The organism is Candidatus Nitrosopumilus sediminis, from assembly GCF_000299395.1.
GTDB lineage: Archaea > Thermoproteota > Nitrososphaeria > Nitrososphaerales > Nitrosopumilaceae > Nitrosopumilus > Nitrosopumilus sediminis.
Map to the genome: position 1 here is coordinate 102,269 of NC_018656.1, position 23,286 is coordinate 125,554.

The 23,286-nt window shown below is 32.9% G+C and carries 26 protein-coding genes and 1 tRNA gene; 16 read left to right on the top strand and 11 right to left on the bottom strand.

Annotated features, from left to right (window positions below; translation table 11 throughout):
* Position 1: 1 nt before the first annotated feature.
* From NSED_RS00590 to NSED_RS00610, 5 genes are read left to right on the top strand one after another with little or no spacing between them, the layout of a single operon-like run.
* Entirely contained in the window at positions 2–880 is an 879-nt protein-coding gene (locus NSED_RS00590) for a pyridoxal phosphate-dependent aminotransferase (RefSeq protein WP_232212315.1), read from the top strand.
* Positions 877–1,716, top strand: a complete 840-nt coding sequence (locus tag NSED_RS00595; RefSeq protein ID WP_014964301.1) for a cobyric acid synthase — start codon at positions 877–879, stop codon at positions 1,714–1,716. The genes NSED_RS00590 and NSED_RS00595 overlap by 4 nt, the downstream gene beginning before the upstream one ends.
* Positions 1,713–2,684 (top strand): cobalamin biosynthesis protein, encoded by a 972-nt coding sequence (locus NSED_RS00600; protein ID WP_014964302.1) that lies wholly within the window; start codon positions 1,713–1,715, stop codon positions 2,682–2,684. The genes NSED_RS00595 and NSED_RS00600 overlap by 4 nt, the downstream gene beginning before the upstream one ends.
* The gene (cobS, locus tag NSED_RS00605) at positions 2,677–3,402 is read left to right on the top strand and encodes an adenosylcobinamide-GDP ribazoletransferase (RefSeq protein WP_014964303.1); all 726 of its coding nucleotides are present in this window, start codon (positions 2,677–2,679) and stop codon (positions 3,400–3,402) included. The genes NSED_RS00600 and cobS overlap by 8 nt, the downstream gene beginning before the upstream one ends.
* Positions 3,399–3,983 carry an NTP transferase domain-containing protein gene (locus NSED_RS00610; protein WP_014964304.1) on the top strand — a complete coding sequence of 195 codons (585 nt, stop codon included), beginning with the start codon at positions 3,399–3,401 and terminating at the stop codon, positions 3,981–3,983. Before cobS ends, NSED_RS00610 begins: the two co-directional genes overlap by 4 nt.
* On the opposite strand, the gene NSED_RS00615 is transcribed toward NSED_RS00610, so the two are convergent.
* Both NSED_RS00615 and NSED_RS00620 read right to left on the bottom strand, forming a co-directional pair.
* Complete coding sequence (locus NSED_RS00615; protein WP_014964305.1) at positions 3,966–4,163, bottom strand: 30S ribosomal protein S27e; 198 nt, start codon at positions 4,161–4,163, stop codon at positions 3,966–3,968. The two genes, NSED_RS00610 and NSED_RS00615, sit on opposite strands and share 18 nt — an antisense overlap.
* Positions 4,160–4,441, bottom strand: coding sequence for a 50S ribosomal protein L44e (locus tag NSED_RS00620; RefSeq protein ID WP_014964306.1), 282 nt, complete (start codon positions 4,439–4,441; stop codon positions 4,160–4,162). The genes NSED_RS00615 and NSED_RS00620 overlap by 4 nt, the downstream gene beginning before the upstream one ends.
* A 118-nt stretch (positions 4,442–4,559) precedes the next feature.
* On the opposite strand from NSED_RS00620, the gene NSED_RS00625 reads away from it, so the two are divergent.
* Genes NSED_RS00625 through NSED_RS00635 form a run of 3 tightly spaced genes read left to right on the top strand, consistent with a single transcriptional unit; the run spans position 4,560 to position 8,853 of the window.
* Positions 4,560–6,275, top strand: a complete 1,716-nt coding sequence (locus NSED_RS00625) for an adenine deaminase (protein WP_014964307.1) — start codon at positions 4,560–4,562, stop codon at positions 6,273–6,275.
* Between the two features lie 44 nt (positions 6,276–6,319).
* On the top strand, positions 6,320–7,945 hold the full coding sequence (gene thsB, locus NSED_RS00630) for a thermosome subunit beta (protein ID WP_014964308.1): 1,626 nt from the start codon (positions 6,320–6,322) through the stop codon (positions 7,943–7,945).
* Positions 7,946–7,986: 41 nt separating this feature from the next.
* Positions 7,987–8,853 carry an ROK family protein gene (locus tag NSED_RS00635; protein WP_014964309.1) on the top strand — a complete coding sequence of 289 codons (867 nt, stop codon included), beginning with the start codon at positions 7,987–7,989 and terminating at the stop codon, positions 8,851–8,853.
* On the opposite strand, the gene NSED_RS00640 is transcribed toward NSED_RS00635, so the two are convergent.
* The 5 genes from NSED_RS00640 to NSED_RS00660 are packed head-to-tail and all read right to left on the bottom strand — an operon-like array spanning position 8,850 to position 12,358.
* Positions 8,850–9,110: a DUF2024 family protein gene (locus tag NSED_RS00640; protein WP_014964310.1), complete on the bottom strand. Its 261-nt coding sequence runs from the start codon at positions 9,108–9,110 to the stop codon at positions 8,850–8,852. The two genes, NSED_RS00635 and NSED_RS00640, sit on opposite strands and share 4 nt — an antisense overlap.
* Positions 9,111–9,122: 12 nt before the next feature.
* Positions 9,123–9,479: a hypothetical protein gene (locus NSED_RS00645; protein ID WP_237737697.1), complete on the bottom strand. Its 357-nt coding sequence runs from the start codon at positions 9,477–9,479 to the stop codon at positions 9,123–9,125.
* Between the two features lie 8 nt (positions 9,480–9,487).
* Positions 9,488–11,011 (bottom strand): glutamine-hydrolyzing GMP synthase, encoded by a 1,524-nt coding sequence (gene guaA, locus NSED_RS00650; protein WP_014964312.1) that lies wholly within the window; start codon positions 11,009–11,011, stop codon positions 9,488–9,490.
* A gap of 4 nt (positions 11,012–11,015) precedes the next feature.
* The gene (locus NSED_RS00655; RefSeq protein ID WP_014964313.1) at positions 11,016–11,585 is read right to left on the bottom strand and encodes a hypothetical protein; all 570 of its coding nucleotides are present in this window, start codon (positions 11,583–11,585) and stop codon (positions 11,016–11,018) included.
* 35 nt (positions 11,586–11,620) lie between these two features.
* On the bottom strand, positions 11,621–12,358 hold the full coding sequence (locus NSED_RS00660) for a 6-hydroxymethylpterin diphosphokinase MptE-like protein (protein ID WP_014964314.1): 738 nt from the start codon (positions 12,356–12,358) through the stop codon (positions 11,621–11,623).
* Positions 12,359–12,391: 33 nt separating this feature from the next.
* On the opposite strand from NSED_RS00660, the gene folP reads away from it, so the two are divergent.
* Genes folP through NSED_RS00675 form a run of 3 tightly spaced genes read left to right on the top strand, consistent with a single transcriptional unit; the run spans position 12,392 to position 15,222 of the window.
* Positions 12,392–13,258, top strand: a complete 867-nt coding sequence (folP, locus tag NSED_RS00665) for a dihydropteroate synthase (protein ID WP_014964315.1) — start codon at positions 12,392–12,394, stop codon at positions 13,256–13,258.
* 30 nt (positions 13,259–13,288) lie between these two features.
* Positions 13,289–14,719: an IMP dehydrogenase gene (gene guaB, locus NSED_RS00670; protein ID WP_014964316.1), complete on the top strand. Its 1,431-nt coding sequence runs from the start codon at positions 13,289–13,291 to the stop codon at positions 14,717–14,719.
* Positions 14,720–14,754: 35 nt separating this feature from the next.
* Positions 14,755–15,222, top strand: coding sequence for a hypothetical protein (locus tag NSED_RS00675; RefSeq protein WP_014964317.1), 468 nt, complete (start codon positions 14,755–14,757; stop codon positions 15,220–15,222).
* On the opposite strand, the gene pheA is transcribed toward NSED_RS00675, so the two are convergent.
* Positions 15,219–16,034, bottom strand: a complete 816-nt coding sequence (pheA, locus tag NSED_RS00680; RefSeq protein ID WP_014964318.1) for a prephenate dehydratase — start codon at positions 16,032–16,034, stop codon at positions 15,219–15,221. The genes NSED_RS00675 and pheA overlap by 4 nt on opposite strands.
* Positions 16,035–16,037: 3 nt before the next feature.
* The gene (locus tag NSED_RS00685; protein WP_014964319.1) at positions 16,038–16,589 is read right to left on the bottom strand and encodes an exosome complex RNA-binding protein Csl4; all 552 of its coding nucleotides are present in this window, start codon (positions 16,587–16,589) and stop codon (positions 16,038–16,040) included.
* 88 nt (positions 16,590–16,677) lie between these two features.
* On the opposite strand from NSED_RS00685, the gene NSED_RS00690 reads away from it, so the two are divergent.
* On the top strand, positions 16,678–17,754 hold the full coding sequence (locus tag NSED_RS00690; RefSeq protein WP_026090002.1) for a zinc-binding dehydrogenase: 1,077 nt from the start codon (positions 16,678–16,680) through the stop codon (positions 17,752–17,754).
* 5 nt (positions 17,755–17,759) lie between these two features.
* Positions 17,760–18,359, top strand: coding sequence for a tetratricopeptide repeat protein (locus tag NSED_RS00695; protein WP_026090003.1), 600 nt, complete (start codon positions 17,760–17,762; stop codon positions 18,357–18,359).
* Here NSED_RS00695 and dph2 read toward each other — a convergent pair whose 3' ends face one another.
* The gene (gene dph2, locus NSED_RS00700) at positions 18,360–19,355 is read right to left on the bottom strand and encodes a diphthamide biosynthesis enzyme Dph2 (RefSeq protein ID WP_016940014.1); all 996 of its coding nucleotides are present in this window, start codon (positions 19,353–19,355) and stop codon (positions 18,360–18,362) included.
* A gap of 82 nt (positions 19,356–19,437) precedes the next feature.
* Between dph2 and NSED_RS00705 the strand changes: the two genes are divergently transcribed.
* Complete coding sequence (locus NSED_RS00705; RefSeq protein ID WP_014964323.1) at positions 19,438–20,766, top strand: tRNA(Ile)(2)-agmatinylcytidine synthase; 1,329 nt, start codon at positions 19,438–19,440, stop codon at positions 20,764–20,766.
* Here NSED_RS00705 and NSED_RS00710 read toward each other — a convergent pair.
* Positions 20,764–20,838 (bottom strand) — tRNA-Met (locus NSED_RS00710). The genes NSED_RS00705 and NSED_RS00710 overlap by 3 nt on opposite strands.
* 82 nt (positions 20,839–20,920) lie before the next feature.
* Here NSED_RS00710 and NSED_RS00715 point away from each other — a divergent pair.
* A complete protein-coding gene (locus tag NSED_RS00715; RefSeq protein WP_016940015.1) occupies positions 20,921–22,012 on the top strand; it encodes a PQQ-dependent sugar dehydrogenase in 1,092 nt (363 codons plus the stop codon).
* A gap of 1 nt (position 22,013) precedes the next feature.
* A complete protein-coding gene (locus NSED_RS00720; protein ID WP_014964325.1) occupies positions 22,014–23,270 on the top strand; it encodes a hydroxymethylglutaryl-CoA reductase, degradative in 1,257 nt (418 codons plus the stop codon).
* Positions 23,271–23,286 lie beyond the last annotated feature (16 nt).

A 23,286-nucleotide genomic window follows, 5' to 3' on the forward strand; every position in this document is an offset into this window, starting at 1 on the left:
AATTTCAAGCCTAAAAAAATACACGAAATTAGAGAAATCAAATATTTTGGTTGGAAATGGAGCAATCGAAATAATCTATAATTTTTGTTTTGCATTCTTATCTAAAAAAACAAAAGTATTGATTCCAATTCCAACTTTTCAAGAATATGAAACAGCAGCTAAACTCAATAATTGTATAATTTCATATTTTAAAACAATGAATATATCTGAAAATCTTAATTTGTTTATTTCACAAATTCCAAAAAATGGATGTGTGTTCATTTGTAACCCTAATAATCCTACAGGAAAACTTTTGCCAAAAAACCAATTACTTGAAATAATTAAAAAAGCAAAAAAACTTTCCACATTTGTATTTGTTGATGAATGTTTTATTGAAATGGTTCCAGAATCAAATGAATCTGTAATATCATATATTAAAAAATATGACAATCTTTTTGTTTTACGTTCGTTAACAAAATCTTTTGCATTACCAGGAATAAGAATTGGATATGCCATAGCATCAAAACAAATGATTGAAATTTTGCAAAAAATAAAAATTCCTTGGAGTGTTAATTCTTTAGCCCAAATTGCCGCAAATAAAGCTCTTGACAATAAATCACATCTTATTAGATCAAATTTAGTAATTAAAAAAGAGCTGAATTACTTGACAAATAAAATTAATAGATTGGATGGATTTGATTGTATTGATTCGTCTACAAATTTTATTCTGATAAAAACAAAAAAAGATTCAACAAAATTACAAAAAAAACTGCTTGAGCATAAAATCTTAATTCGTGATTGTAAAAATTTTAGAGGATTAAACAATCATTACATTCGAATCGCTGTTAAATCTCATAAAGATAATTTAGAACTTGTTAAAGCATTGGAGAATGTATCATGAAATCATTAATGATTCAGGGTACATCATCTGGTGCAGGTAAAACAACATTAGTAGCCGCACTTTGCAGAATTTTTTCTGATAAAGGTTACACTGTAGCTCCATTCAAATCTCAAAATATGTCAAATTTTGCATATATTACGCCTGAATTTGAGATATCCCGTGCTCAAGCAATTCAGGCTATTGGTGCAAGATGTAAAATCACCACTGATCTGAATCCAATTTTGCTTAAACCTATGGGAAATTACGATAGTATTGTGTATCTTAATGGAAAACGATACAAGAAAATGCATGCAAAAGAGTATTATGAAGAATTTGTAAATAGTGAAGGAATTCGTATGGCCACAAAATCGTTAAAAACATTACAAAAAAATTTTGATTTGGTTATTTTGGAGGGTGCTGGCTCTCCAGCTGAAATAAATCTACAAAAATTTGATATTGCAAATATGAAAATTGCACAAAAGGCTAATGCCTCTGTGTTATTAGTTTCAGATGTTGATAAGGGAGGTGCTTTTGCAAGTCTTGTTGGGACAATGGCTTTGATTGAAAAAAAATATCAAAAATTAGTCAAAGGTTTTATTTTTAACAAATTCCGAGGAGATTTAGATGTACTAAAACCAGGATTCCAAAAACTTAAAAAAATTACCAAGAAACCTGTTCTAGGAACAATTCCTTTGATGATTCTGGACTTACCCGAGGAAGATTCTCTTAATGCTAATCCTAAAGAGATTTTGTGGACTAAAAAAAACATTTCAAAAATTGATAATGAACTAGATAAATTAGCAAAAACTGTCAAATCAAACATTGCAATTAAAGATATTGAGAAAATGCTACAATGATCATTGAATCTCTATTAATAATTGGCATTGCTCTTTTACTTGATTTCAAGTTTGGTGATCCTAAAAATAAATATCATCCCACGGCTTGGATTGGTTCTTTTCTTGCAAAACTCATCCCAATTACAAAAAATAAAAATTCTACCATAGAAAAATTTGGAGGAGCCTGTGTTGTAATAATTACTTTGTTCATGGTAATTTTACTACTTTTAGCATTGAATATTGGAATTTCTTTAATTACGGTTGACTATGTCTCGTTAATCGTTTCTGTAATAGTTGGTGCATTATTATTAAAAAGTACAATTGCCATTCATGGAATGGAAAAACATGCAAGATCTGTAATTGAATCCATTGATGAGAAAAACCTCGATATGGCTAGAAACAATCTATCAATGATTGTAAAAAGAAATACCACTAATCTGGACAAAGATCACATACTTTCAGGCGTGCTTGAAAGTATTAGTGAAAATACAGTTGATGGAATAACAGGACCTATGTTTTATTATGCTCTTTTTGGATTACCTGGAGCATTTGCATATCGTGTAATAAACACTGCAGATTCGATGATTGGATACAAGACTGATATTTTCAAAAATGTTGGGTGGTTTGCAGCAACCTGTGACAGTATTTTAAATTACATTCCATCTCGACTCACAGGACTAATCATGATCATCTCTGCTGCTATTTTGCAAAACAATTGGAAAGAATCATACAAAATAATGATTAGAGATGGCAAAAAGACTGAAAGTCCTAATGCTGGATATCCTATGGCTGCATTAGCAGGAGCATTAGAAACAAAATTTGAAAAAATTAATCATTACAAATTAGGTGATGGTGAAACTATGCTGACAAAAGAACATGTCCATTCTGCAATTGCAATTATGAAGCTGACATCATTACTTTTCTTTGGAATAATAACTATTCCAATAATATGCGTTCTGACATTACTTGGATGGTGGGTACATGCTTAAAGAAATTGGATCTGTTTTTTCATTTTTAACAATTTTTCCATCATCAAATGCTACTTTAGATAACATTGCAAAATACATGTTTATGTTTCCCATTGTTGGAATCGCAATTGGACTTTTAGTTGGTTCATTAGGTTTTGGTTTATCTTTTTTCTTAGATCCTCTGTTAGTTAGTCTACTAGTTGTTGCTTCTCTAGCAATTGTTACTGGACTACATCATGCAGATGGCCTAGCTGATTTTGCAGATGGGCTCATGGTAAAAGGCACAAAAGATAAAAAACTAAAAGCTATGAAAGATCTTTCTACTGGGTCTGCAGGAATTGTTACGATTGTTTTATATCTGATTGGATTGATTATTACTATTTCTCTTACTAGTGGATTTGATTTGTTTAAGGCAATCTTGATTAGTGAAATATTGGCAAAATTTTCAATGGTGATGATGGCCAGTTTAGGTAAATCGGCATCATTAGGCTCAAATTCACCCTTTGTTGAATTCATGAAGGATAAGAAAAAACTTGCAGCAGCATTTTTGATAATGTTGATTCCTGTTATTGTGATTGGTGAAACAACCGGATTGGTAATGCTTGGCGTGACTGTTACATTAACTTTATTTCTTTTAGCTCTTTCTACTCGTAGTTTTGGTGGAATTACAGGTGATGTACTTGGTGCAACAAATGAATTTACACGATTAGCTTCATTGATGGTATTTGTTTCAATATGATTGGTATTGTTATGGCTGGTGGAAAAGGCACTAGGATGAATTTAGATAATGAAAAATTATTACTTGAATATAAAAAACCTATAATCCTTCATGTAGTTGATTCATTAAAAAATTCAAATTCATTTTCAAAAATATTGGCTATTACTAGTTGCAATTCTCCTAAAACAAAAAAATTCCTTGAAAAAAATAATGTAGAAACTTTTGATACTCCTGGAATTGGTTATGTGGAGGATCTTAATTTGGTATTAAAAACTATTCATGATAAAGTCTTAGTTACATCCGGTGATTTACCATTACTGGATAAAGAAATCATTCAACACATTATCAATAAATTTGATCCTAAAAAAATTTGGACTAGCATTCTTGTTACAAATGAATTTTTAACTTCCCTTGGTCTTGAATCTGATTACTCAGTTATTTTTGATGGTAAAAAATGTCATTATACTGGAATTTCTTTGGTAAATTCAGAAAAGATTTCTTCACTAGAAGATTTGGTTGAAAATTATATTGTTATTGATGATAAGAGGATTGCTTTTAATTTAAATTCAAAACAAGATTATGATTTACTCAGCACTACCTGAAATCTTTCCATTTATTTGAGCCTTTGATCCTGTTGGCTCTGAAATAGTATTTCCACAGGAATTACATGCTATTTGGGTTGATGCGTGAGAATAAATTATTTGTAATTCACCGCATTCATTACAATTAACTTTTTGAAACTTACTTGAAGGCTTTGGAATTTCAACGTGATCTTTTTTCATGCTGCAACCAACTCAAATTTCTTAATTCTAACACCTTTTTTATTGTATTTCTTTTTGCATACAGTACAAGTCATAAGTGGAGTAACTTTCTTTGTAACTTTAGCTGGTTTTGCTAATTTTGGGAATTTTTGTCCACCATATCCCTGTTTACGCTCTGCGTGTCTACGTTCACCCCTAGCAGAACCTCGTCTTTTTCCAGCCTTGTAAATGGAGACTTTTTGTTCAGTATGTGTTTTGCATTTTGCACAGTACTTTCGAATCACCTTAGGGATGTTCATATCAACAAAACCTCTTAATCCGTAATTTAAGCATTGAATCTATAATAGGCGCAAAACCCAATACAAAGACGTGACTTCGAGCCTAGCAAATTCGATCTCTAATCTTAATTCAGTAGCAATGGGTGACAAGAAAGCCGATCTAGTTTTAAAAAATTGCAATTTGTTATCAGTCTACACTAGAGAAATTATTTCAAATATTCAGATTGCAATTGTTAAAGAAAGAATTGCATATGTTGGTCCAGATGCGTCACATACAGTTGGTCCAAAAACTATTGTAATTGATGTAAAAGGAAAATATGTTGGTCCTGGTTTTGCAGATCCTCATTTACATATTGATCAATTCGTATTGCCGTCTGAATTTGCAAAAAAGGCTTTACTTTGTGGTGTCACATCTTTATTTTCTGATCCAATTGATATTGTTAGTGTTGCAGGATATCGTGGTTTTCAAGAATTTCTTAAACTTGGAGAAAATCTTCCAATTCGAATCTTCCAAGTGGTTCCAGGAGGTTTACCTGTAGATAAAAAATTTAGTAGTAGTAAATCATTAACTTTGTCACAAGAAAAATCTGCAATAAAACATCCTCATGTTCTTGGAATGGGAGAAGTTTTTTCATGGACTAAAGTTACACTGCGTGAACCAAAAACAATGAAATCACTTTCAACAATGCTTGAGTGTGATTGCATAATTAATGGACATACTGCTGGTGCAAGTGAAAAAAAACTTAACGCATATGTTTCATCTGGTGTACTATCTTGTCATGAGCCAATCAATTTTGATCAAGTTTTAGAAAGATTGCGCCTTGGAATGTGGATAATGATTAGAGAGGGCTCCATTAGACGTGATTTGAAAGAAATAATTCCACGGGTTTTATCTCATGGAACATACCAAAATCGCTTAATGTTTTGTTCTGATGGTCTTGATCCACTTGATATTTCTAAATTTGGACACATAGACCATTGTATACGTGAATCAGTCAAACTTGGTCTGAAGCCTATAGATGCAATTACGATGGCGTCAAAGAACAATTTTGATTATTACAATATGGCAAAAGATCTTGGTGGTATAGCACCTGGAAAATTAGCAGATATTCTAATTTTTGATGACATGAAATCATTCAAACCAAACAAAGTCTTTGTTGGTGGAAAACTTGTAGTATCCAATGGACAAATTGTTACTCCTATCAAAAAGAAAATTATTCCTACATGGATTAAAAATACTGTTAAACTAAAAAATTTCTCAAAAAATGATTTTCTGATAAAATCAAAGAAAAAAGATGTTGTTGCAAATACCATCTACATGCAAACTGAAATAATTACAAAGATTGGTTCGGCTGAACTTCATTCTAAAGATGGCTATGTATCTGCTTCTTTAGATTCTGATATATGGAAAGTTGCGGCCTTTGATAGAATACATGGAAAAAATAAACACGCGATTGGTTTTCTTGAAAATTTTGAGGCAGATATAGGAGCTTTTGCTTCAACTTGGAGTTTTCATGAAAATGATATGATTGTCATTGGTTCAAATGATTCTGATATGGCTGTTGCCTCTAACTATCTAATCAAGAATCAAGGCGGTTTAGTTGCAGTCAAATCTGGAAAAATTCTTGCATCTTTACCATTACAACTTGGAGGAATTATTTCCACTGATTCATTTGAAAATGTCTCTTCTAGTTTTGAAAAAATCAACAATGTAATTGTAGATTCAGGTTCTAAATTTTCTAGACCTCATTTGATTCCTTTATTCTTGCCTTTTCTTGCTCTACCATCGGTTAGAATTCTTTCTGGTGGTATTGTTGATGTGAAAAAACGAAGCTACATTTTACCGATCAACTAAGTAATGTTAAAAAGGGGGATTTAGTGGATTGAAGCTGAATCTAAATGGCATCAATTCAACAAGGACCAAATGGACCTGTTTTAGTTCTCAAAGAGAGTGCATTACAGCAAAAAGGTAAAGATGCTCAACAAAACAATATTGCTGCAGCAAAATTGGTTGCACAATTAGTTAGAAGTAGTCTCGGACCTAGAGGCCTTGATAAAATGTTAGTTGATTCCTTAGGTGATGTAACTATTACAAATGATGGTGCCACAATTTTGAAAGAAATTGATGTTCAACATCCAGCAGCCAAAATGATGGTTGAAATTTCTAAAACTGTTGATAACGAAGTAGGTGATGGTACAACTTCTTCTGTAATTTTTGGAGGTGCATTATTAGCAAAAGCTGAAGATCTTCTCAAAAAAGATGTACATTCTTCAACAATTATTGATGGATACCAAGCCGCTGCAGATAAGACCCTTGAAATTTTTTCTGACTTGGCAAAGAAAATCCAACCTGATGATAAGGCATCCCTTCTAAAAATTGCTACAACAAGTATGCAATCAAAATTAATTTCTGAAGATAGCTCATTACTTTCTAAAATTATAGTCGATGCAATTCTTAGTATTGCAATAAAGAAAGGCGATTCTTATTCTGTTGACCTTGAAAATATCAAAATAGAAAAGAAATCTGGCGGTTCAATTGATGATACCCAAATTATCAAAGGAATTGTTTTAGATAAAGAAATTGTTCATAGTGGAATGCCTACAAGAATCGAGAATGCAAAAATTGCATTACTTAACTCAGCATTAGAAATAGAAAAAACAGAACTAAGTTCAGAAATTAGAATTACTGACCCAACACAAATGCAGATGTTCTTAGAGGAAGAAAATAGAATGTTAAAGTCCATGGTTGACAAGTTGCATGATGTTGGAGTTAACGTATTAATTTGTCAAAAGGGAATTGATGATATTTCACAACACTATCTTGCAAAATATGGCATTATGGCAGTACGTCGTGTCAAAGAAAGTGATATGATTAAACTTTCTAAAGCAACAGGCGGACGTGTAATTAGTAATCTTGATGATCTTTCAGAGAATGATCTTGGGACTGCAGATTTGGCTCATCAAAAGAAAGTTGAATCTGACAAATGGGTCTTCATTGAAGGATGTAAACATCCACAATCTGTTACAATGTTAATTCGCGGTGGAACTCAAAGAGTAATCGATGAAGTTGATCGTTCAATACATGATTCTTTAATGGTCGTAAAAGACGTTATCGAAACACCAGCAATTGTTGCTGGCGGCGGTGCCCCTGAAGCATTTGCAGCTTCATTACTCAAAGATTGGGCTGATAATTTTGATGGAAGAGAACAACTTGCAATCAAAAAATATGCAGAAGCATTAGAAACAATTCCACTTACTATTGCTGAGAATGCTGGAATGGATCCTATTGATACTATGGCTAATCTTAGAGCAAAACAAAATCAAGGTCATAAATGGACTGGAATTGATGCTAGAAATATGAAGATTTCTGATATGATGGCAATTAATGTTATAGAACCAATTGTAGTTAAAGAACAAATTATCAAATCTGCAACTGAAGCTGCATGTATGATACTCAGAATTGATGATGTTATCTCTATATCTGGGGCTCCAGGCGGTGGCGGCGGCATGCCTCCAATGGGCTAAAATTTTAGCTAAAGCTTAAGCGTTTTCCTTTTTGATATTCATTGTTGTACAAACTTGGTGTTGATTTAGGTGGGACCAAAATTGAAGCCATTCTATTAGATGAAAACTTTGATGTCATCACAAGAAAAAGAATTTCCACCCCTCAAGATGACTATGAAAAGATTTTAGATTCAATTTCATCTTTGGTAAGAGAAATATCTGAAAATATATCTGATTTTTCATTAGGAATCTGTACTCCAGGAGCAATTTCAAAACAAACAGGATTAATCAAAAATAGTAATACTCAATGCTTGATTGGAAAATCACTAAAAGATGATTTAGAAAACAAGCTCAGAAAAAAAATCTCTATGGAAAATGATGCTAATTGTTTTACAATGGCAGAAGCAACATTAGGTGCTGCCATTGATTTTGATTTAGTTTTTGGTGTAATTATTGGCACTGGTGTGGGTGGTGGAATTGTAATTGATAAAAAACTATATCCTGGGCGGACAAATATTGGAGGCGAATGGGGGCATCATACATTACATCGTAATGGCAATCTTTGCTACTGCGGCAAAACTGGATGTGTTGAGACTTACATTAGCGGCCCTTCACTTGAAAATCAATGGACAAAATTAACTGGCAAATCTTCCTCTATACAAGAAATTCTTACTAATGTTGATAGTGAAATTGGAAAAAAATGGAAAGATGAATTTATAGAAAATTTTGGATTTGGTCTTGCAAATGTCATTGACATTTTAGATCCTGATGCAATTGTTTTAGGTGGAGGTTTATCTAATATCGATTTTTTATACACTGAGGGAAAAGAATCAGTTTACAACAAAGTTTTTTCAGATTTAGTTGACACTCCAATTCTGAAAAATAAACTAGGTGATTCTGCAGGTGTTTTTGGTGCCTGTATGCTCTAATTTGGACATCCTTCCATCTTTGAAATTGAATATCCATCTGTCATAATTTCAATTTCCATATCTTCTGGAACGGATTGTGTATGACAAAACTTACATTCTTCTGTAGTTACTATAGATGATTCTTCCCCAATTGATTTTAGCCATTCTTTTGCATATGAAATTGCTTTTTCTACGTCACTATTGTCAGTAACTACATCAAAATGCATTGTATGACCATCTTTTGCTTTTACATATGTATCAAAAACATGAAAATCCATACTAATCACAAATTATGAAGAATATTGGTTTTTAATTGTTATAATTTTTTCTACTATTGAATTTACATCTATATCCAATTCTGTGCTGATTAAAATCAATCCTGCACCTCCAATAGGAATCGTTATCCTGTAAATTTTCTCATATTTTGCTAGTGCAAAAATTGGCTTTCCAATTTTATCTGCAGTTTTTTTCCTAGTTGACCATCGATAAACTGCTTGTGATAAAGATATTTCAGTTTCTTCTTTTGTTAAATGACTCTTTAACCCTGGACGCATTTTCTCATAAAGTTCACCAAAATCATAAACTCCTACATATCGAATTTTTTTATCAGAATCTAATATCTGATCACACATTTTTTCATATTCCATTTTTATCATTATTGTGGTTCAATTGTTGCTGGTGGTTTACTTGATATTGTATAGGTGACCCACGTAACATCTTCAATCTCATTTGTTATTCTATTACTCATTTTTTCTAATAATCCATGTGGCAATCTTGTCCAATCTGCGGTCATTGCATCAACTGAATCTACAACTCTAATCATTACAATATTTCCATATCTGCGTTCATCTCCAACAACTCCCACTGCCCTATCATCACCTACTGCTGCATATGCCTGCCATACTTTTTCATACAAACCTGCTTCAATTAACTCCTCTTCGACTATTTTACTGGCTACTTTACAAATCTCTAGTTTTGTTGGAGTAACTTCTCCGATTATCCTTACTGACAAACCTGGACCTGGAAATGGGTGTCTCATGAAAAGTTTTTCTGGAACTTGAAGAATTTTGGCAATTTTCCTTACTTCATCTTTATACAAGTCCCTTAATGGCTCTAAAATTTCTAAATTCAGCCATTCTGGTAGTCCTCCTACATTATGATGTGATTTTATTACTGCAGCGGGTCCTTTTGATACTCCACTTTCAATCACATCTGGATACAATGTACCTTGAGCTAACCATTTGAATGGACCATTTCCTTTAGCAAATTCAGTAAATACCTGAATAAATTCTTCTCCAACAATCATTCTTTTCTTTTCAGGATCTTCTACTCCTTTGAGTTTTCCAAGAAATGCATCTGCAGCATTTACTGCTGTAAAATCTACTTTGAAATTATCTTTGAACATTTCCTCAATCTCTTTTTCTTCATTCAATCGTAGCAAGCCGTTATCAACAAAAACACACTTTAGTCTATCTCCGATTGCTTTGTGAATAAGCAATGCAACTACTGTAGAATCTATGCCACCACTAACTCCACAAAGCACATTTCCATCGATTTTTGAGATTTTTTCAATAGCTGTATCGATAAAACCTTCCATGGTCCAATCTTGTTTGGCACCACAAACTTTCAAAACAAAATTTTTTAGAATTTCTGTACCTTGCTCTGTATGTACCACCTCAGGATGAAATTGAATTCCATAGATTGATTTTTCTTTTAATGCAATTGCAGCTGCCTTTGCACTTTCAGTATGACCTATTACTTGGAAACCCTCTGGAATTTGCTCTGCCTCATCCCCATGACTCATCCATGCTCTGATTGATTCACCAATTCCGTTTAGAAGGTCTTCATTACTATCGATTGTTAGTAATGATGAACCATATTCTTTGTTTGCCCTTTTTACTTTTCCTCCATATTTGTTAACAATCAGTTGATGACCATAACAGATTCCAAGTAATGGTAAGTTCATATCAAAAATTTTATTTTCTGGAATAGGTGCATCTGAATTATAAACACTGGATGGGCCACCCGAAAAAATTATCCCTGTAGGATTTATTTTTTGTAATTCCTCATAACTGATATCATAAGGAACTAGTTCTGCATAGACAGAAAACTCTCGAATTCTCCTACAGATTAAATGGCTATACTGTGATCCAAAATCTAAAACTACAATTTTATCCATACTATCACTTGTTTACATTTTCTAGCATTCGGGTTAATGACCATCCTGCCGTATTGATTAACTCATTTACTCTTTCTTTTTGCCTGTAGTTTTTAATTATAATTTCTCTAATGTCTGCCCCATTTTTGTTAACGATGTAATCAATAACTGACTCTTTTTGGATTTTTCCACTCTCTGCTTCTACAACATCTTTCTTTTTCATTTCTCCAATTATTCTGTCTAAAAAGAATGATTTGAAAGGCGGTGTATCTGCATTAATTGCAATTTCATTATCTAAAACTATGGAAACTTGATCTGGTGTAACAAATGCCTTGGCAATAATTTTACCATCATTGACTCTTTTGATAGGAATTGAATTTTCTACAGGCTTTTCTTTGATCTCTGGTTTAGGCTTTTCATCTTTTCTTATTCCTAACTGAGAAGCTTTTGTAAAACTAGAGTCTTTTAAGAACAAGTCTAAAACACTGATGTTTTTTTCTAGCATTTCGATTCCCTCTTGATGTTTACTGATTTGCTCGATCAAACTCTCTTTCAAAGCAACAATCTCTTTTACTTGCTCCTCTGAAAATCTCATAATCTGATTAATGATGAATGGGTATTAAATGCATTCTAGGTAATTATAATATCCAGTTCTTTATATGATATTTTTTTAAATCCTTTGATTGACTTTGACGTAGTAAATAATTCCGATTTTGTAAATGTGGATAGCCATTCTAAAAGAGATTTTCCTCGTTTTAATTTCATTAGTTTAATTTTTCTCTCTGATTTTTTTGTTTTTGAATATTTACCTATCTGCTCTCCAAAATCCATCCCAAACAAAACAATTTTTTTTGCTTGAAAATAGCTTGCTAGAAAAATACCTCTGTCCCCATCTGTAAATCCTCCAAAGTTTTTAATTTTACTAAATGGAGTTGATTGTGTTGTACCAATACAATTTTTGAATTTTTTAGTCAATCCTAATTTTTCTATATTGTCTCCATGTGCATGTACAACAAAAATAGAATCTGTTTTTCCAATTTTTTTTAATGTATCTTCATCACCATCTAAATCTGTAACAACGATATCTGGAATGATCCCTTTTTCTACAAGTGGTTTAATTGAGCTGTCTGCAGCAATTTTAATAATTTTCTCATATTTTTTTAATTTTGGAATTGCAAATGACAAAGAAGGCCCTGAGCCGATAACAAACACTGTTCTACCTTTTAACATATTTGAAATTCTCTTGTTAGCATCAGATTTTTTTAAAATTGAATTCAAAATAATTGCCGATTCTGTATCTTTCTTTTCACTGTATCTGAATTCTCTTAAAATATCATGATATCTCTTTTTCCAACCTAAAATCATCATATCACTCAAATTGTATTAGATTTGATAAACCATGTGGCAAAAATTGCAAATGTGGGTGTGGGTGGAACGAATCCTGTCCGAATCATGGGAATTCTAAACACAAGCCCTGAATCATTTTACAAAAAATCTGTCAATACTAGTAAAACAAACATAAGAAATACTGTTAAACTAATGGAAAGTCAGGGAGCAGATTTTATTGATGTCGGTGGCATGTCTACTGCACCATATCTATCTACGATGATTTCAGAAAAAACTGAATCAAAAAGGATTCTTAACGCAATTAAGATTGTTCAAAATTCTACAAATCTTCCAGTATCTGTAGATACTTGTAGAGCATCTGTTGCAAGAGATGCTTTAGAATGTGGAGCTGAAATAATCAATGACATTTCTGGATTAAAATATGATAAAAAAATGCAAGATGTCATATCAGAATTTTCCCCATCTTTAATTTTATGTGCATTTGCCCCAAAAACTGTATTTGGAAATCCTGTCACATCAACTAAAAAATTACTTAGAGACAGCTTACAAATAGCAAAAAAATCCAACATTTCTTCTGAAAACATCGTTTTAGATCCTGCCATTGGCTTTTTTAGAAAATCTGGTAAAGGCCCATTTTTTACAAAAATCAAATCAGATTGGCTAGAAAGAGATCTATCTGTGTTAAAAAATCTGAGTTCTATTAAACAGACTTTCCCCATTCTGATCTCAGTTTCTAACAAATCATTCATAGGAAAAATATTGGGAAAAGAAAATCCAAAGGATCGAATATTTGGCTCCATTGCAGCAGAAACTATTTCTGTAATGAATGGAGCTGATGTCATTCGTACTCATAATGTGGAGGCTACCAAAGATGCAATAACGATCACTTCTAAACTGTACAAAAAACACAAAGGCTTATAATCAATATTTTACTTTCTTAACAAGGTTTCATTGGAATTCAAAGAAGGATTAACTTTTGACGATGTTCTTCTCGTACCCAAATATTCAGATATTACAAGTAGAAGTCAGACCGATCTAACTACAAAATTATCTCGAAATTTATCAATTAACATTCCATTTGTGAGCGCAAATATGGATACTGTAACTGAATCTATGATGGCAGGAACAATGGCTCGTGCTGGAGGAATTGGAATTATTCATAGATTTTTGACAATCAAAGAACAAGCAAACGAGGTTCTCAAAGTCAAACGATCAGGCAGTGTGATGATTGAAAATCCATACTCTATATCTCCCGACAAATCTGTTGCGGAAGCCATTGATTATGCAGAAGATAAAGAAATTTCTGGATTATTAGTTATTGATTCTAATTCTAAATTAATAGGAATTGTAACTGAACGAGATTTACTATTTGCAAATAAAGCAAATAAAATTCAAGATGTAATGACTAAAGATGTTGTAACAGCAAAACTTGGTGTCACATTAGATGAATCTAAAGAAATCTTACATAAACATAGAATTGAAAAACTACCAATAGTTGATGATTCTGGAACTGTAAAAGGTTTGATTACGAGTAAAGATATTACCAATAATGCCGATTTTCCAAATGCATCTAAAGATAAGAAAGGTAGACCATTAGTTGGTGCAGCAGTTGGAGTAAAAGGTGACTTTTTAGAAAGAAGTGAATCTCTTTTAGAGGCTGGTGCAGATGTCCTTGTAGTTGACATTGCTCATGGACATAGCGAAAATGCAATGAGCACAGTTCGTAATATCAAAAAGGCATTTCCAGATTGTGAACTAATTGCAGGAAACATTGCAACTGCTCAAGGAGCTGAAGATTTGATTAAAGCTGGAGTTGATGCGGTCAAAGTTGGTGTAGGTTCTGGATCAATTTGTATTACTAGAGTTATTACTGGATCTGGTGTTCCTCAATTAACTGCTGTAATGGATTGTGCAAAAGTTGGAAAAGATTACGGTATCCCAATAATTTCTGATGGTGGTACTAGAACTTCAGGTGATGCTACCAAAGCATTAGCTGCTGGTGCTTCAACTGTAATGGTTGGAAGTATGCTTGGAGGAACTGATGAATCTCCCGGTACAGTTTTGACTAAAAATGGAAAACGATTCAAAGTGTATAGAGGAATGGCATCATTAGCAGCATCGATTGGAAGAAAATCAAAAGAATCAGGCACAATATCACTTGATGATGATCTGAATGATTATGTTGCAGAAGGAGTAGAGGCAATGGTCCCATACAAAGGGACTGTAACTGATATTCTAAAACAATTGACAGGAGGAGTACGTTCTGGTTTGAGTTATTGTGGTGCACATACAATTCCACAAATGCAAGAAAATGCAGAATTTATCAAAATGTCAAGAGCTGGATTTGCAGAGAGTCAGCCTCATGATGTTTCTTTGATGTAGATAATTTTTTAAACAGTATCCAGACCCATACAATTATGCTTTCTAAAAGAACTATTATTGGATTAGTAGTTGGTACTACTATTATTGCAATTGGAGGATATTCTTTACTTTCACACATTGGAACAATTACAATTAATGAAAATTATGTATTGGGAGTAGGTGATGCAATACCTTACACGATTCCTGCCCCTGCTTCAACTCCACAACATATGAAAATAGTTGGAGATGCTTTTGATCTTAAATTACAAAGCCCTGCAGATGGATTACAAATTCCAAACACTTCTTACAAAAAGGAGCTAACTTTAGATTGGGTTCACTTCGAAGATGGTGAGACAAAAATTCTGATTCAAAATACAGGAAATACTGAATTAACTATCACTGGAAAATTAATTCGTAGTTCTGATCCTATTTGGTTTACCTTTGATCTTATGGTGATTACATCAGGAATGGTTATCATTGGATTTAGTATGGGTTTTACTCTTAGAAAACCAAAAGGGTTTTAGCTCAATTTAGCTGAAGGATAGGAACCTAAAACTTTCATAAACAGAGTTTCTTGTTTTATTTTTCCTAACATCTCAGAAATTTTAGGGTTGTTTTGATGTCCTTCAAAATCTACATAGAAATTGTATTCCCAAGTATTCGTTTTTGTTGGTCTTGATTCTATCTTTGTTAAATTGACATTATTTCTGTGAAAATTCTCTATTATTCTAAACAATGAGCCTGGTTCGTGCTTTATTGAAAAAATTATTGATGTCTTATCATTGCCTGATTCTGAGTTACTTGTTTTTGACAAAATCAAAAATCTGGTATAGTTATTTAGATTATTTGCAATATTCTCCAAAATTATTGGCATATGATATATCTCTGCAGCATCTTTGCTAGCAATACATGCACAATTTTCTTTGTTTATCTCTTTGATCATTTTTACACTTCCTGCAGTATCATATGCAGGAATTGTTTTCATATTGTGCTCTTCAATGAATTTCCTACATTGACCTAAAGCTTGTGGATGTGAATAGACTGTATCTATTTGATCAATTTTTCCAGTTCCAATCAAACAATGTTCTATTCTATGATATATTTCACCTGTTGCATTAAGAGAAGTAGAATATAACAAATCATAACTCTCGCCTACGCTACCTTCTATAGAATTCTCTACTGGCAAAATAGCAAATTGTGTTTTATCATTGCTAGTACTCTCTAATGCTTCAGCAAATGTGGTATGAGGAACTGTTTCAATTTCTTTGCTAAAAAATAATCTTGCTGCAGCTTCACTATAAGCTCCTCGTTCACCTTGGAACGAAACATGTATCATTTCTTACCCTCTTAAATTTACGAAATCACTATTTCCAAAATTTGAAGAAAGTTTTCTCTCATCAATCCACGCACAGTCTGTACATTTTATTGCATCACGCATTGGAACAACCTTTCCTCCACATTTTCTACATTTGGTAAATAAAACTCCTAAATTTGGTTCGCTAATTGATGCATGAATAGTACCATTGAGATGGCTGATAATTTTTAATGTAACAATATCGTTAACTAGTGCAACATTTCTGATTCTTAAATTTCGTGTTCCACAAATACATTCCACTTTTGATGTTGTTGGTTTTCCATTAATGTAATCAATTGAAACTGCAATCATAGATGACATTACAGCGGCAACTGTTCCAATTATGATATCGCCTGCTCTTGGGATTGATAGAAGTTTTGGATGCTTTACGTTGGCAGTTCGTGTTTCCTTGTCAATGTCCTTTTCTCCGACTGTTGCTGCTCTCACCATATCTCCGTCATCAAATGCATTATTTCCTGCCTCGTATTCTTCAATAGATGCTATTTTATCACCTGGAAATATTGCATTTTCAGACATATTGAGAATCTTGTTTTTATGATTATAATTGTTTGTGGTTTGATGGATCTTTGATAAATCATATATTTTCAAAAATTAGATGAAAATCATGAAAGCTCTAGTATACGATGAATATACTGTCGATGATGATTTTTCTAAAATCTTGAAAATTAAAGAAATTCCAATACCTGAACCAAAATCTAACGAAGTAATAATCAAAGTAAAAGCTGCTGCTCTAAACTATGATGATATTTGGGGAATGAGAGGTAAGCCATTGGCAATTCCATTACCTCATATTTCTGGTACAGATGCTGCTGGTGAAGTAACAGCAATTGGCACTGATGTAAAAAACATCAAAGTTGGAGATAGAGTTGTATCACATGGAAATATGTCTTGTAGAGTTTGTAAAGCATGTACTGATGGTAGAGAGTTTGATTGTAGAAAACGAACTATCTGGGGTTTTGAAACAGGTCCACTATGGGGTGGTTACTGTGAATTTACACATCTTCCAGAAGTTAATGTTGTAAAAATCCCAGAGGGTGTTTCATATGACGAAGCAGCTGCTGCATCCATGACTTTGTTGACATCATGGCATATGTTAGTCGGTAGAGCAAAAATCCAACCGGGACAAATAATTTTGATAATGGGTGGCAGTTCTGGAGTTGGCAATTATGGAATTCAAATTGCAAAACTTTTTGGATGTACTGTAATTGCTACTGCAAGTCCTGATAAATTAGATAAATTATTGGAATTGGGAGCTGATTTTGCAGTAGATCATAGAAAAGAAGATTGGCATAAGGAAGTGCGTTCAATTGCAAAAAAAATTCCAAAACCATTAGGTGATGTACCTGGAGTTGATGTAATTTTTGAACACATTGGTGGTTCTCATTGGAATAAAGAATTAACTTTGTTAAATTATGGTGGAACAATAGTTACGACTGGCGCAACAACTGGATATGATGCCAAGACTGACTTGCGACATATTTTCTTTAAAGGCATCAATATTTTAGGTTCTACTCAGGGAACCAGAGCAGAACTTGAACAAGGTATGTATTGGATGTCACAAGGTAAAATCAAATCCATAATTGATTCAGTATATACTCTAGAAGAGGCATCTGTTGCTCATACAAAGATGCTCAAAGGTAAAGGACTGTTTGGAAAAATCTTAATCAAACCTGGATCTTGATTGATGTGGAAGATCCAAAAACAAATTCAATTTTAGATGAAGGCAATAGGTTATTTTTGCAAGGAAAACTACGTGAAGCTATCATATATTATGATAAAATTTTAGATGTAAATCCTCAACATTTGAGTTCTCTTAACAATAAAGGGTATGCTTTGAGCAAATTGAAAGACTATGATAATGCATTAAGATGCTATGATGCTGCTCTGGAGGTTTCTCCAGATGATTTGTCTGTACTAGTTAACAAAATATCGTCATTTCGTAAACAAGGAAATTTTGATAATGCATTATCTATTTGTAATAATATCCTAAAGAATAATCCAAAATACAATATTGCCCTATATCATAAAGAACGAGTTTTATTTTCTATGGGTAATTTTGATGAATCTGTTTTATGTTGTAATCAAATTCTAAATGATTATCCTAACAATGGTGATGTATTATTTGATAAATCATGTAATTTTGCAATGTTGTCTAGAAATGACGAGGCACTAGATCTTCTTGAGCATGCAATTTCCCAAGGAATACAATACAAGATTAAAGCTAAAAAATCAAAATCATTTGAAAAACTATCAGATAATCCTAGATTCAAAAAATTAATTTTATGATTATAACCAATGTGGGATTTCCAAGTATTCATCAATGCTTTCTTTTCTTAAAATTTTTAGTAGTGCATTTGCCTGTGGTGTTGATAAAACAGGTTTATCAAATTGATTATCTGTAGAAATTCTTGGGCATGCAACTTGAATAAATGCATCAATTCCCCTAAGATTGTTTAATCTTTCATTTGTAATGTCTGTAAGTGCAAATAACTGAACCTTTTTTCCTTCCTTTTCTAGTTCTTTTTTAAATTTCAAGCCGAATACTTTTGATAGTTGCCCTTCTTTTAACCCGATAATTATTCCAAATGATTTTGCCTCTGCTGCTTTGAATATTGCTAGACTTGCTTTCTTTTTTAGCATACGTGCAAATTCTGTTACTTCTCTTACTTCATTAAAATAAGGATCTAAAACAAATGTCGGTAAATTTGTTGACAATGCTATTCCTGCAGCATGAAAATTACTTTGTCCTAAAAATACATAGGCATCAACTTCTTTTTTTAATTCTGTTGCAGGATAAAACTCACATCCAAACACTTGACCGTCATTTAATTGCCCTTTCCCCTTTCCAATTTTTACTTTAATGCCATTTTTTGTTAAAATTTTTTCAACTTTATCCATTTGATGCAAATGTTGACTGTCTGTAACTAGTGAAATTACTTTTCCTTTTAAGAGTTCTGTGCACTTTTCTGCAACAGTATCAAATTCAACATCATCAAATGCATCAATTAAAACTAAATTCTTTTCTAGTGATTCTGTATTAATTGTATGTCCTATGTTAAATTGAATTTCTGCTCCTAAAATTTTTGAACCTGTTGTGTTTAAGTCACAAGTTCCCCATGTTGTATCTGCTAAAACATATGCTGGTATTCCATATTTCGTTGAAATTTTAATTGCCATATCTTGAACTTGAGGTAACATACCATCTGGACCATTTAATGAAACTGATGCTGGTTTCTTTTTTTCTATTTCTTTGAAAATTCTTGCTTCATCTATTATAATCAATTCAGCTTGGAATAGCACATTATTAATTTAAATCAACTGTATAGTACAACAACTAAAAATGTCTGATTAGTTAAAACAAGTCATGGAAAAACCAACAATTCTCAATGTAGGATTTGATGATACTGATTCCCCTAAAGGAATGTGTACAACCTTTCTTGCTTACAAAATTGTTGATTTGTTACAAAAACAGAAAACAGAGTTTTTGGATTTTCCACGATTAATTCGATTTAATCCCAATATTCCGTGGAAAACAAGGGGAAACGGAGCAGTTTCTATGAGGATAAAGACAAAAAATCCATCTAAAATAAAAAACCAAATCAAAAATCTAGTTGCAAAATATTCTGATACCGAAAATGGAGCAAATCCTGGACTAGTATTTTTTGAAAATGATTTGATTCCGTCAGAATTTACCAAATTTAGTAAATTAGCTTTATGGCAACTGATTAACAGAAACAATGCAAAAAAATTTGCTAAAAAAAATAATCTTGAAATTTACTATCAAGGAAACGGTCAAGGATTAGTAGGTGCAATTGGTGCAATAGGTTATGATTTTGATGATCATACATTAGAGCTTTTGAGCTATCGTAAAAAGCCAAAGTTTGGAAAAGAAAGAAAAATTTCTACTGAAAGTGTTAAAGTCATGCAAGAAAAAACTTCTCCTAATACGTTTAACAGTTTTGATACTAAGAAAGGGAGGATCCTAATTACTCCTCATGGACCTGATCCTGTTTTCTATGGTGTTAGAGGTGAAAATGTAGATTCTTTAGTTTATGCTACTAAAATTCTAAAGACCACTGAAAAATTAGATGGCTATATGATCTTCAAATCAAATCAGGGAACAGGTGATCATTTGAAAAATGAGTTAAATTTTGAAAACATGAAACCATATGCATCTGGAAAAATTACTGGAATTGTATCTAACATGCCAAAAACTGTAAAGGGCGGACATGTATTTTTTAAAATTATTTCTAAAAATCATGAATTTTGGTGTGCTGTTTACAAACCAACCGGCATGACTACAATTGCATCTAATCTGTTAAAGGGTGATAAAATATGTGTGGGAGGCGGTGTTAGAAAGGCCTCAAAAAATTTCCCTCGTATAATTAATTTAGAATTTCTTGATGTGATTAATCTTGTAAAAAATACCCTCCTATCAAATCCTAAATGTAAAAAATGCAATAAAAAAATGAAATCTAAAGGTGTGAATCAAGGATTTCAATGCATTCGATGCGGAACAAAATCTTCTAAAAAAATAACCATTGAAAATTCAAGAAAAATAAAAAATCAACTATATCTTCCAGAAATATCTGCCCATAGGCATCTTAGTAGACCTTTGCAGAGAATTGGGATTGTCAACAAATCTGCAAAATTTGATAATTCTCTTTCGTGGTTTTGTGTATATGATAAGTAGCGGGGAGTAGATTTGAACTACTGAACTGCGGGTTATGAGCCCGCCGGGATGACCTGGCTTCCCCACCCCGCTGAACATAAATGAAGTTGAGCCGTATATACGCTTTATCAAATTCTTGAAAGTAATTAATAGGATTTGTAAAGATTGTTTTCTCATGGATAAGAAAATACAAATTGCTGCAATTGCTGTAGCAGCAGTATTTTCTATCTTGGTTTTAACATCTCCTACTGATCCAATTCCACTACCTGAACTAAATTCAAATTCTAAAGGTGACTTTGTAACTATTCTTGCTGAAAACCTTGACAAACCTCGTGCTATTGCTGTTTCAGATGATCGAATTTTTGTTACAGAAAAAGATGGAATGATCAGAGTAATTCAAAATAATACTTTGTTAGAATCCCCATTAGCTACACTACGTGCTGCTGATGTGTTTGATGGTGGATTACTAGGCATTACAGTACATCCAAATTTTTCAAACAATCATTATCTGTATGTGTTTTTGACATATGATGAGAATGGAAATTTATGGAATAAAATTTTAAGAATTACAGAATCTAAAAATAAATTAGTTGATGCAGAAACTATCTTCGATAAGATTCCTGGCTCTTCATTTACAAATGGTGGTTTTATTAAATTCGGTCCTGATGAAAAATTGTATGTAGGAACTGGAACCGTTTCTGATGCGTCACATCTTCCACAAGATCTTAACTCTTTGTCTGGAAAAATTTTGAGATTAAATGATGATGGTTCAATTCCAGATGATAACCCTTTTTCAAACTCACCCGTCTATTCATTGGGACACAGAAATCCTCAAGGGATGACTTGGGATAACGATGGAAATTTGTTTGTAGCAGAATTTGGACCCGAAAAAAATGATGAAATTAATCTGATCCAACCAGGAAAAAACTATGGGTGGCCTGAACAACAATGTTCTGGAAATGAAAATTTCCAAGATGCGATTCTCTGCTATGATCCAAGCATAGAACCTGGTGGCATATTGTTTTATTCTGGAGATACGCTAAATTTTGAATCTTCATTCATAATGGCGTCTATGAGGGCATCAAATCTATATCAATTGGATTTTGAGGAGGGATTGAGTTCGCAAAAATCAATTCTTAGTGGTATAGGACGTGTTCGTGATGTAGTTCAAGGTCAGGATGGAAGTCTTTATGTGATCACTTCAAATACTGATGGAAAAGGTTTTCCAGACAGTATGGATGATAAACTATTGAGGATATTGAAATAAGATGCCTGATTCATCAATTTCCAAATTCTTTGAAAAATCTAGAAAAGATAGACTAGACATCGTTGCAAACTTTGCCAATCTTTCAGATGAAGACATAGATGTTTTACAAAATGAAAATGGTGGAATTTCTTTTGATAAAGCAGATAAAATGGTAGAAAACGCCATTGGAACATTTTCACTTCCATTAGGAATTGCAACAAATTTCAAGATAAACGGCAAAGATTACATTGTTCCTATGGTCATTGAAGAACCATCCGTGATAGCCGCAGCATCAAAGGGAGCTAAAATTGCACGAATAAAGGGTGGATTTGAAGTTTCTGCAAATGAATCTTTTAGCATTGGGCAAATACAGATGTTAGATGTTGATATTCCTTTAGCTATTTCACAAATTAAAAATTCTTCAAATGAACTTCTCGAACTAGCAAATTCAAAAAGTAATACTTTGTCTAAAATGGGAAAAGGTGCCAAAGAAGTCTCATGTAAAGAAATTGATACTCCTTCTGGAAAAATGCTCATTGTTGAATTGTTAATTGATGTTGGTGATGCGATGGGTGCCAATGTAACCAATACCATGTGTGAAGCTATTTCTCCCTTAATCGAAAAGATTACTGACGGTAGAGCACTACTTCGTATTTTATCTAATTATTCTACTCGAAGAATAGCCAAAGCAAAAGCTGTATTTGAAAAAGAAGCAGTTGGAGGTGAGCAAGTAGTTGATAACATTATTTCTGCTTTTGAATTTGCTGACAATGATGTGTATAGAGCTGTCACTCATAACAAAGGTATCATGAATGGAACTATAGCTGTTGCAAATGCTGTAGGTCAGGATAGTAGAGCCATTGAAGCTGCCGCAAATGCATATGCCGCACAATCTGGAAGATATCGCTCTTTAAGTAAGTGGAGTAAAGACAAGGACGGAAATTTGGTTGGAATTTTGGAAATCCCACTTTCTGTAGGTATTGTAGGAGGGATTGCCAATGTTCATCCAGTAGCTAAAGTCTGTACAAAAATTCTAGGAGCTTCTTCGGCACAAGAACTAGCATGTATTATGACTGCTACTGGTCTGGCTCAAAATTATAGTGCAATTAGAGCACTTGCTACTGAAGGAATACAAAAAGGACACATGCGACTTCATGCAAGAAATTTGGCTGCTGCAGCAGGTGCCACACCTGATCAAATCGATGATATTGTTCAGAAAATGATTAAAGAAAAGAAAATTTCACTTGATAGAGCTAAAGAATTACTTGAGCAAATTTAAACATGCGATTATATAC

Excerpts from the sequence above, each read along its gene's own strand:
- NSED_RS00720 (WP_014964325.1), top strand. The coding sequence starts at position 22,014 with ATGCCTGATTCATCAATTTCCAAATTCTTTGAAAAATCTAGAAAAGAT.
- NSED_RS00615 (WP_014964305.1), bottom strand. The coding sequence starts at position 4,163 with ATGAAAAAAGATCACGTTGAAATTCCAAAGCCTTCAAGTAAGTTTCAA.
- NSED_RS00610 (WP_014964304.1), top strand. The coding sequence starts at position 3,399 with ATGATTGGTATTGTTATGGCTGGTGGAAAAGGCACTAGGATGAATTTA.
- cobS (WP_014964303.1), top strand. The coding sequence starts at position 2,677 with ATGCTTAAAGAAATTGGATCTGTTTTTTCATTTTTAACAATTTTTCCA.
- NSED_RS00690 (WP_026090002.1), top strand. The coding sequence starts at position 16,678 with ATGAAAGCTCTAGTATACGATGAATATACTGTCGATGATGATTTTTCT.
- NSED_RS00600 (WP_014964302.1), top strand. The coding sequence starts at position 1,713 with ATGATCATTGAATCTCTATTAATAATTGGCATTGCTCTTTTACTTGAT.
- NSED_RS00660 (WP_014964314.1), bottom strand. The coding sequence starts at position 12,358 with ATGATGATTTTAGGTTGGAAAAAGAGATATCATGATATTTTAAGAGAA.
- NSED_RS00705 (WP_014964323.1), top strand. The coding sequence starts at position 19,438 with ATGGAAAAACCAACAATTCTCAATGTAGGATTTGATGATACTGATTCC.
- NSED_RS00620 (WP_014964306.1), bottom strand. The coding sequence starts at position 4,441 with ATGAACATCCCTAAGGTGATTCGAAAGTACTGTGCAAAATGCAAAACA.
- NSED_RS00645 (WP_237737697.1), bottom strand. The coding sequence starts at position 9,479 with ATGGAATATGAAAAAATGTGTGATCAGATATTAGATTCTGATAAAAAA.
- NSED_RS00715 (WP_016940015.1), top strand. The coding sequence starts at position 20,921 with ATGGATAAGAAAATACAAATTGCTGCAATTGCTGTAGCAGCAGTATTT.
- thsB (WP_014964308.1), top strand. The coding sequence starts at position 6,320 with ATGGCATCAATTCAACAAGGACCAAATGGACCTGTTTTAGTTCTCAAA.
- NSED_RS00685 (WP_014964319.1), bottom strand. The coding sequence starts at position 16,589 with ATGTCTGAAAATGCAATATTTCCAGGTGATAAAATAGCATCTATTGAA.
- NSED_RS00640 (WP_014964310.1), bottom strand. The coding sequence starts at position 9,110 with ATGGATTTTCATGTTTTTGATACATATGTAAAAGCAAAAGATGGTCAT.
- NSED_RS00675 (WP_014964317.1), top strand. The coding sequence starts at position 14,755 with ATGCTTTCTAAAAGAACTATTATTGGATTAGTAGTTGGTACTACTATT.
- guaA (WP_014964312.1), bottom strand. The coding sequence starts at position 11,011 with ATGGATAAAATTGTAGTTTTAGATTTTGGATCACAGTATAGCCATTTA.
- NSED_RS00595 (WP_014964301.1), top strand. The coding sequence starts at position 877 with ATGAAATCATTAATGATTCAGGGTACATCATCTGGTGCAGGTAAAACA.
- NSED_RS00655 (WP_014964313.1), bottom strand. The coding sequence starts at position 11,585 with ATGAGATTTTCAGAGGAGCAAGTAAAAGAGATTGTTGCTTTGAAAGAG.
- pheA (WP_014964318.1), bottom strand. The coding sequence starts at position 16,034 with ATGATACATGTTTCGTTCCAAGGTGAACGAGGAGCTTATAGTGAAGCT.
- NSED_RS00625 (WP_014964307.1), top strand. The coding sequence starts at position 4,560 with ATGGGTGACAAGAAAGCCGATCTAGTTTTAAAAAATTGCAATTTGTTA.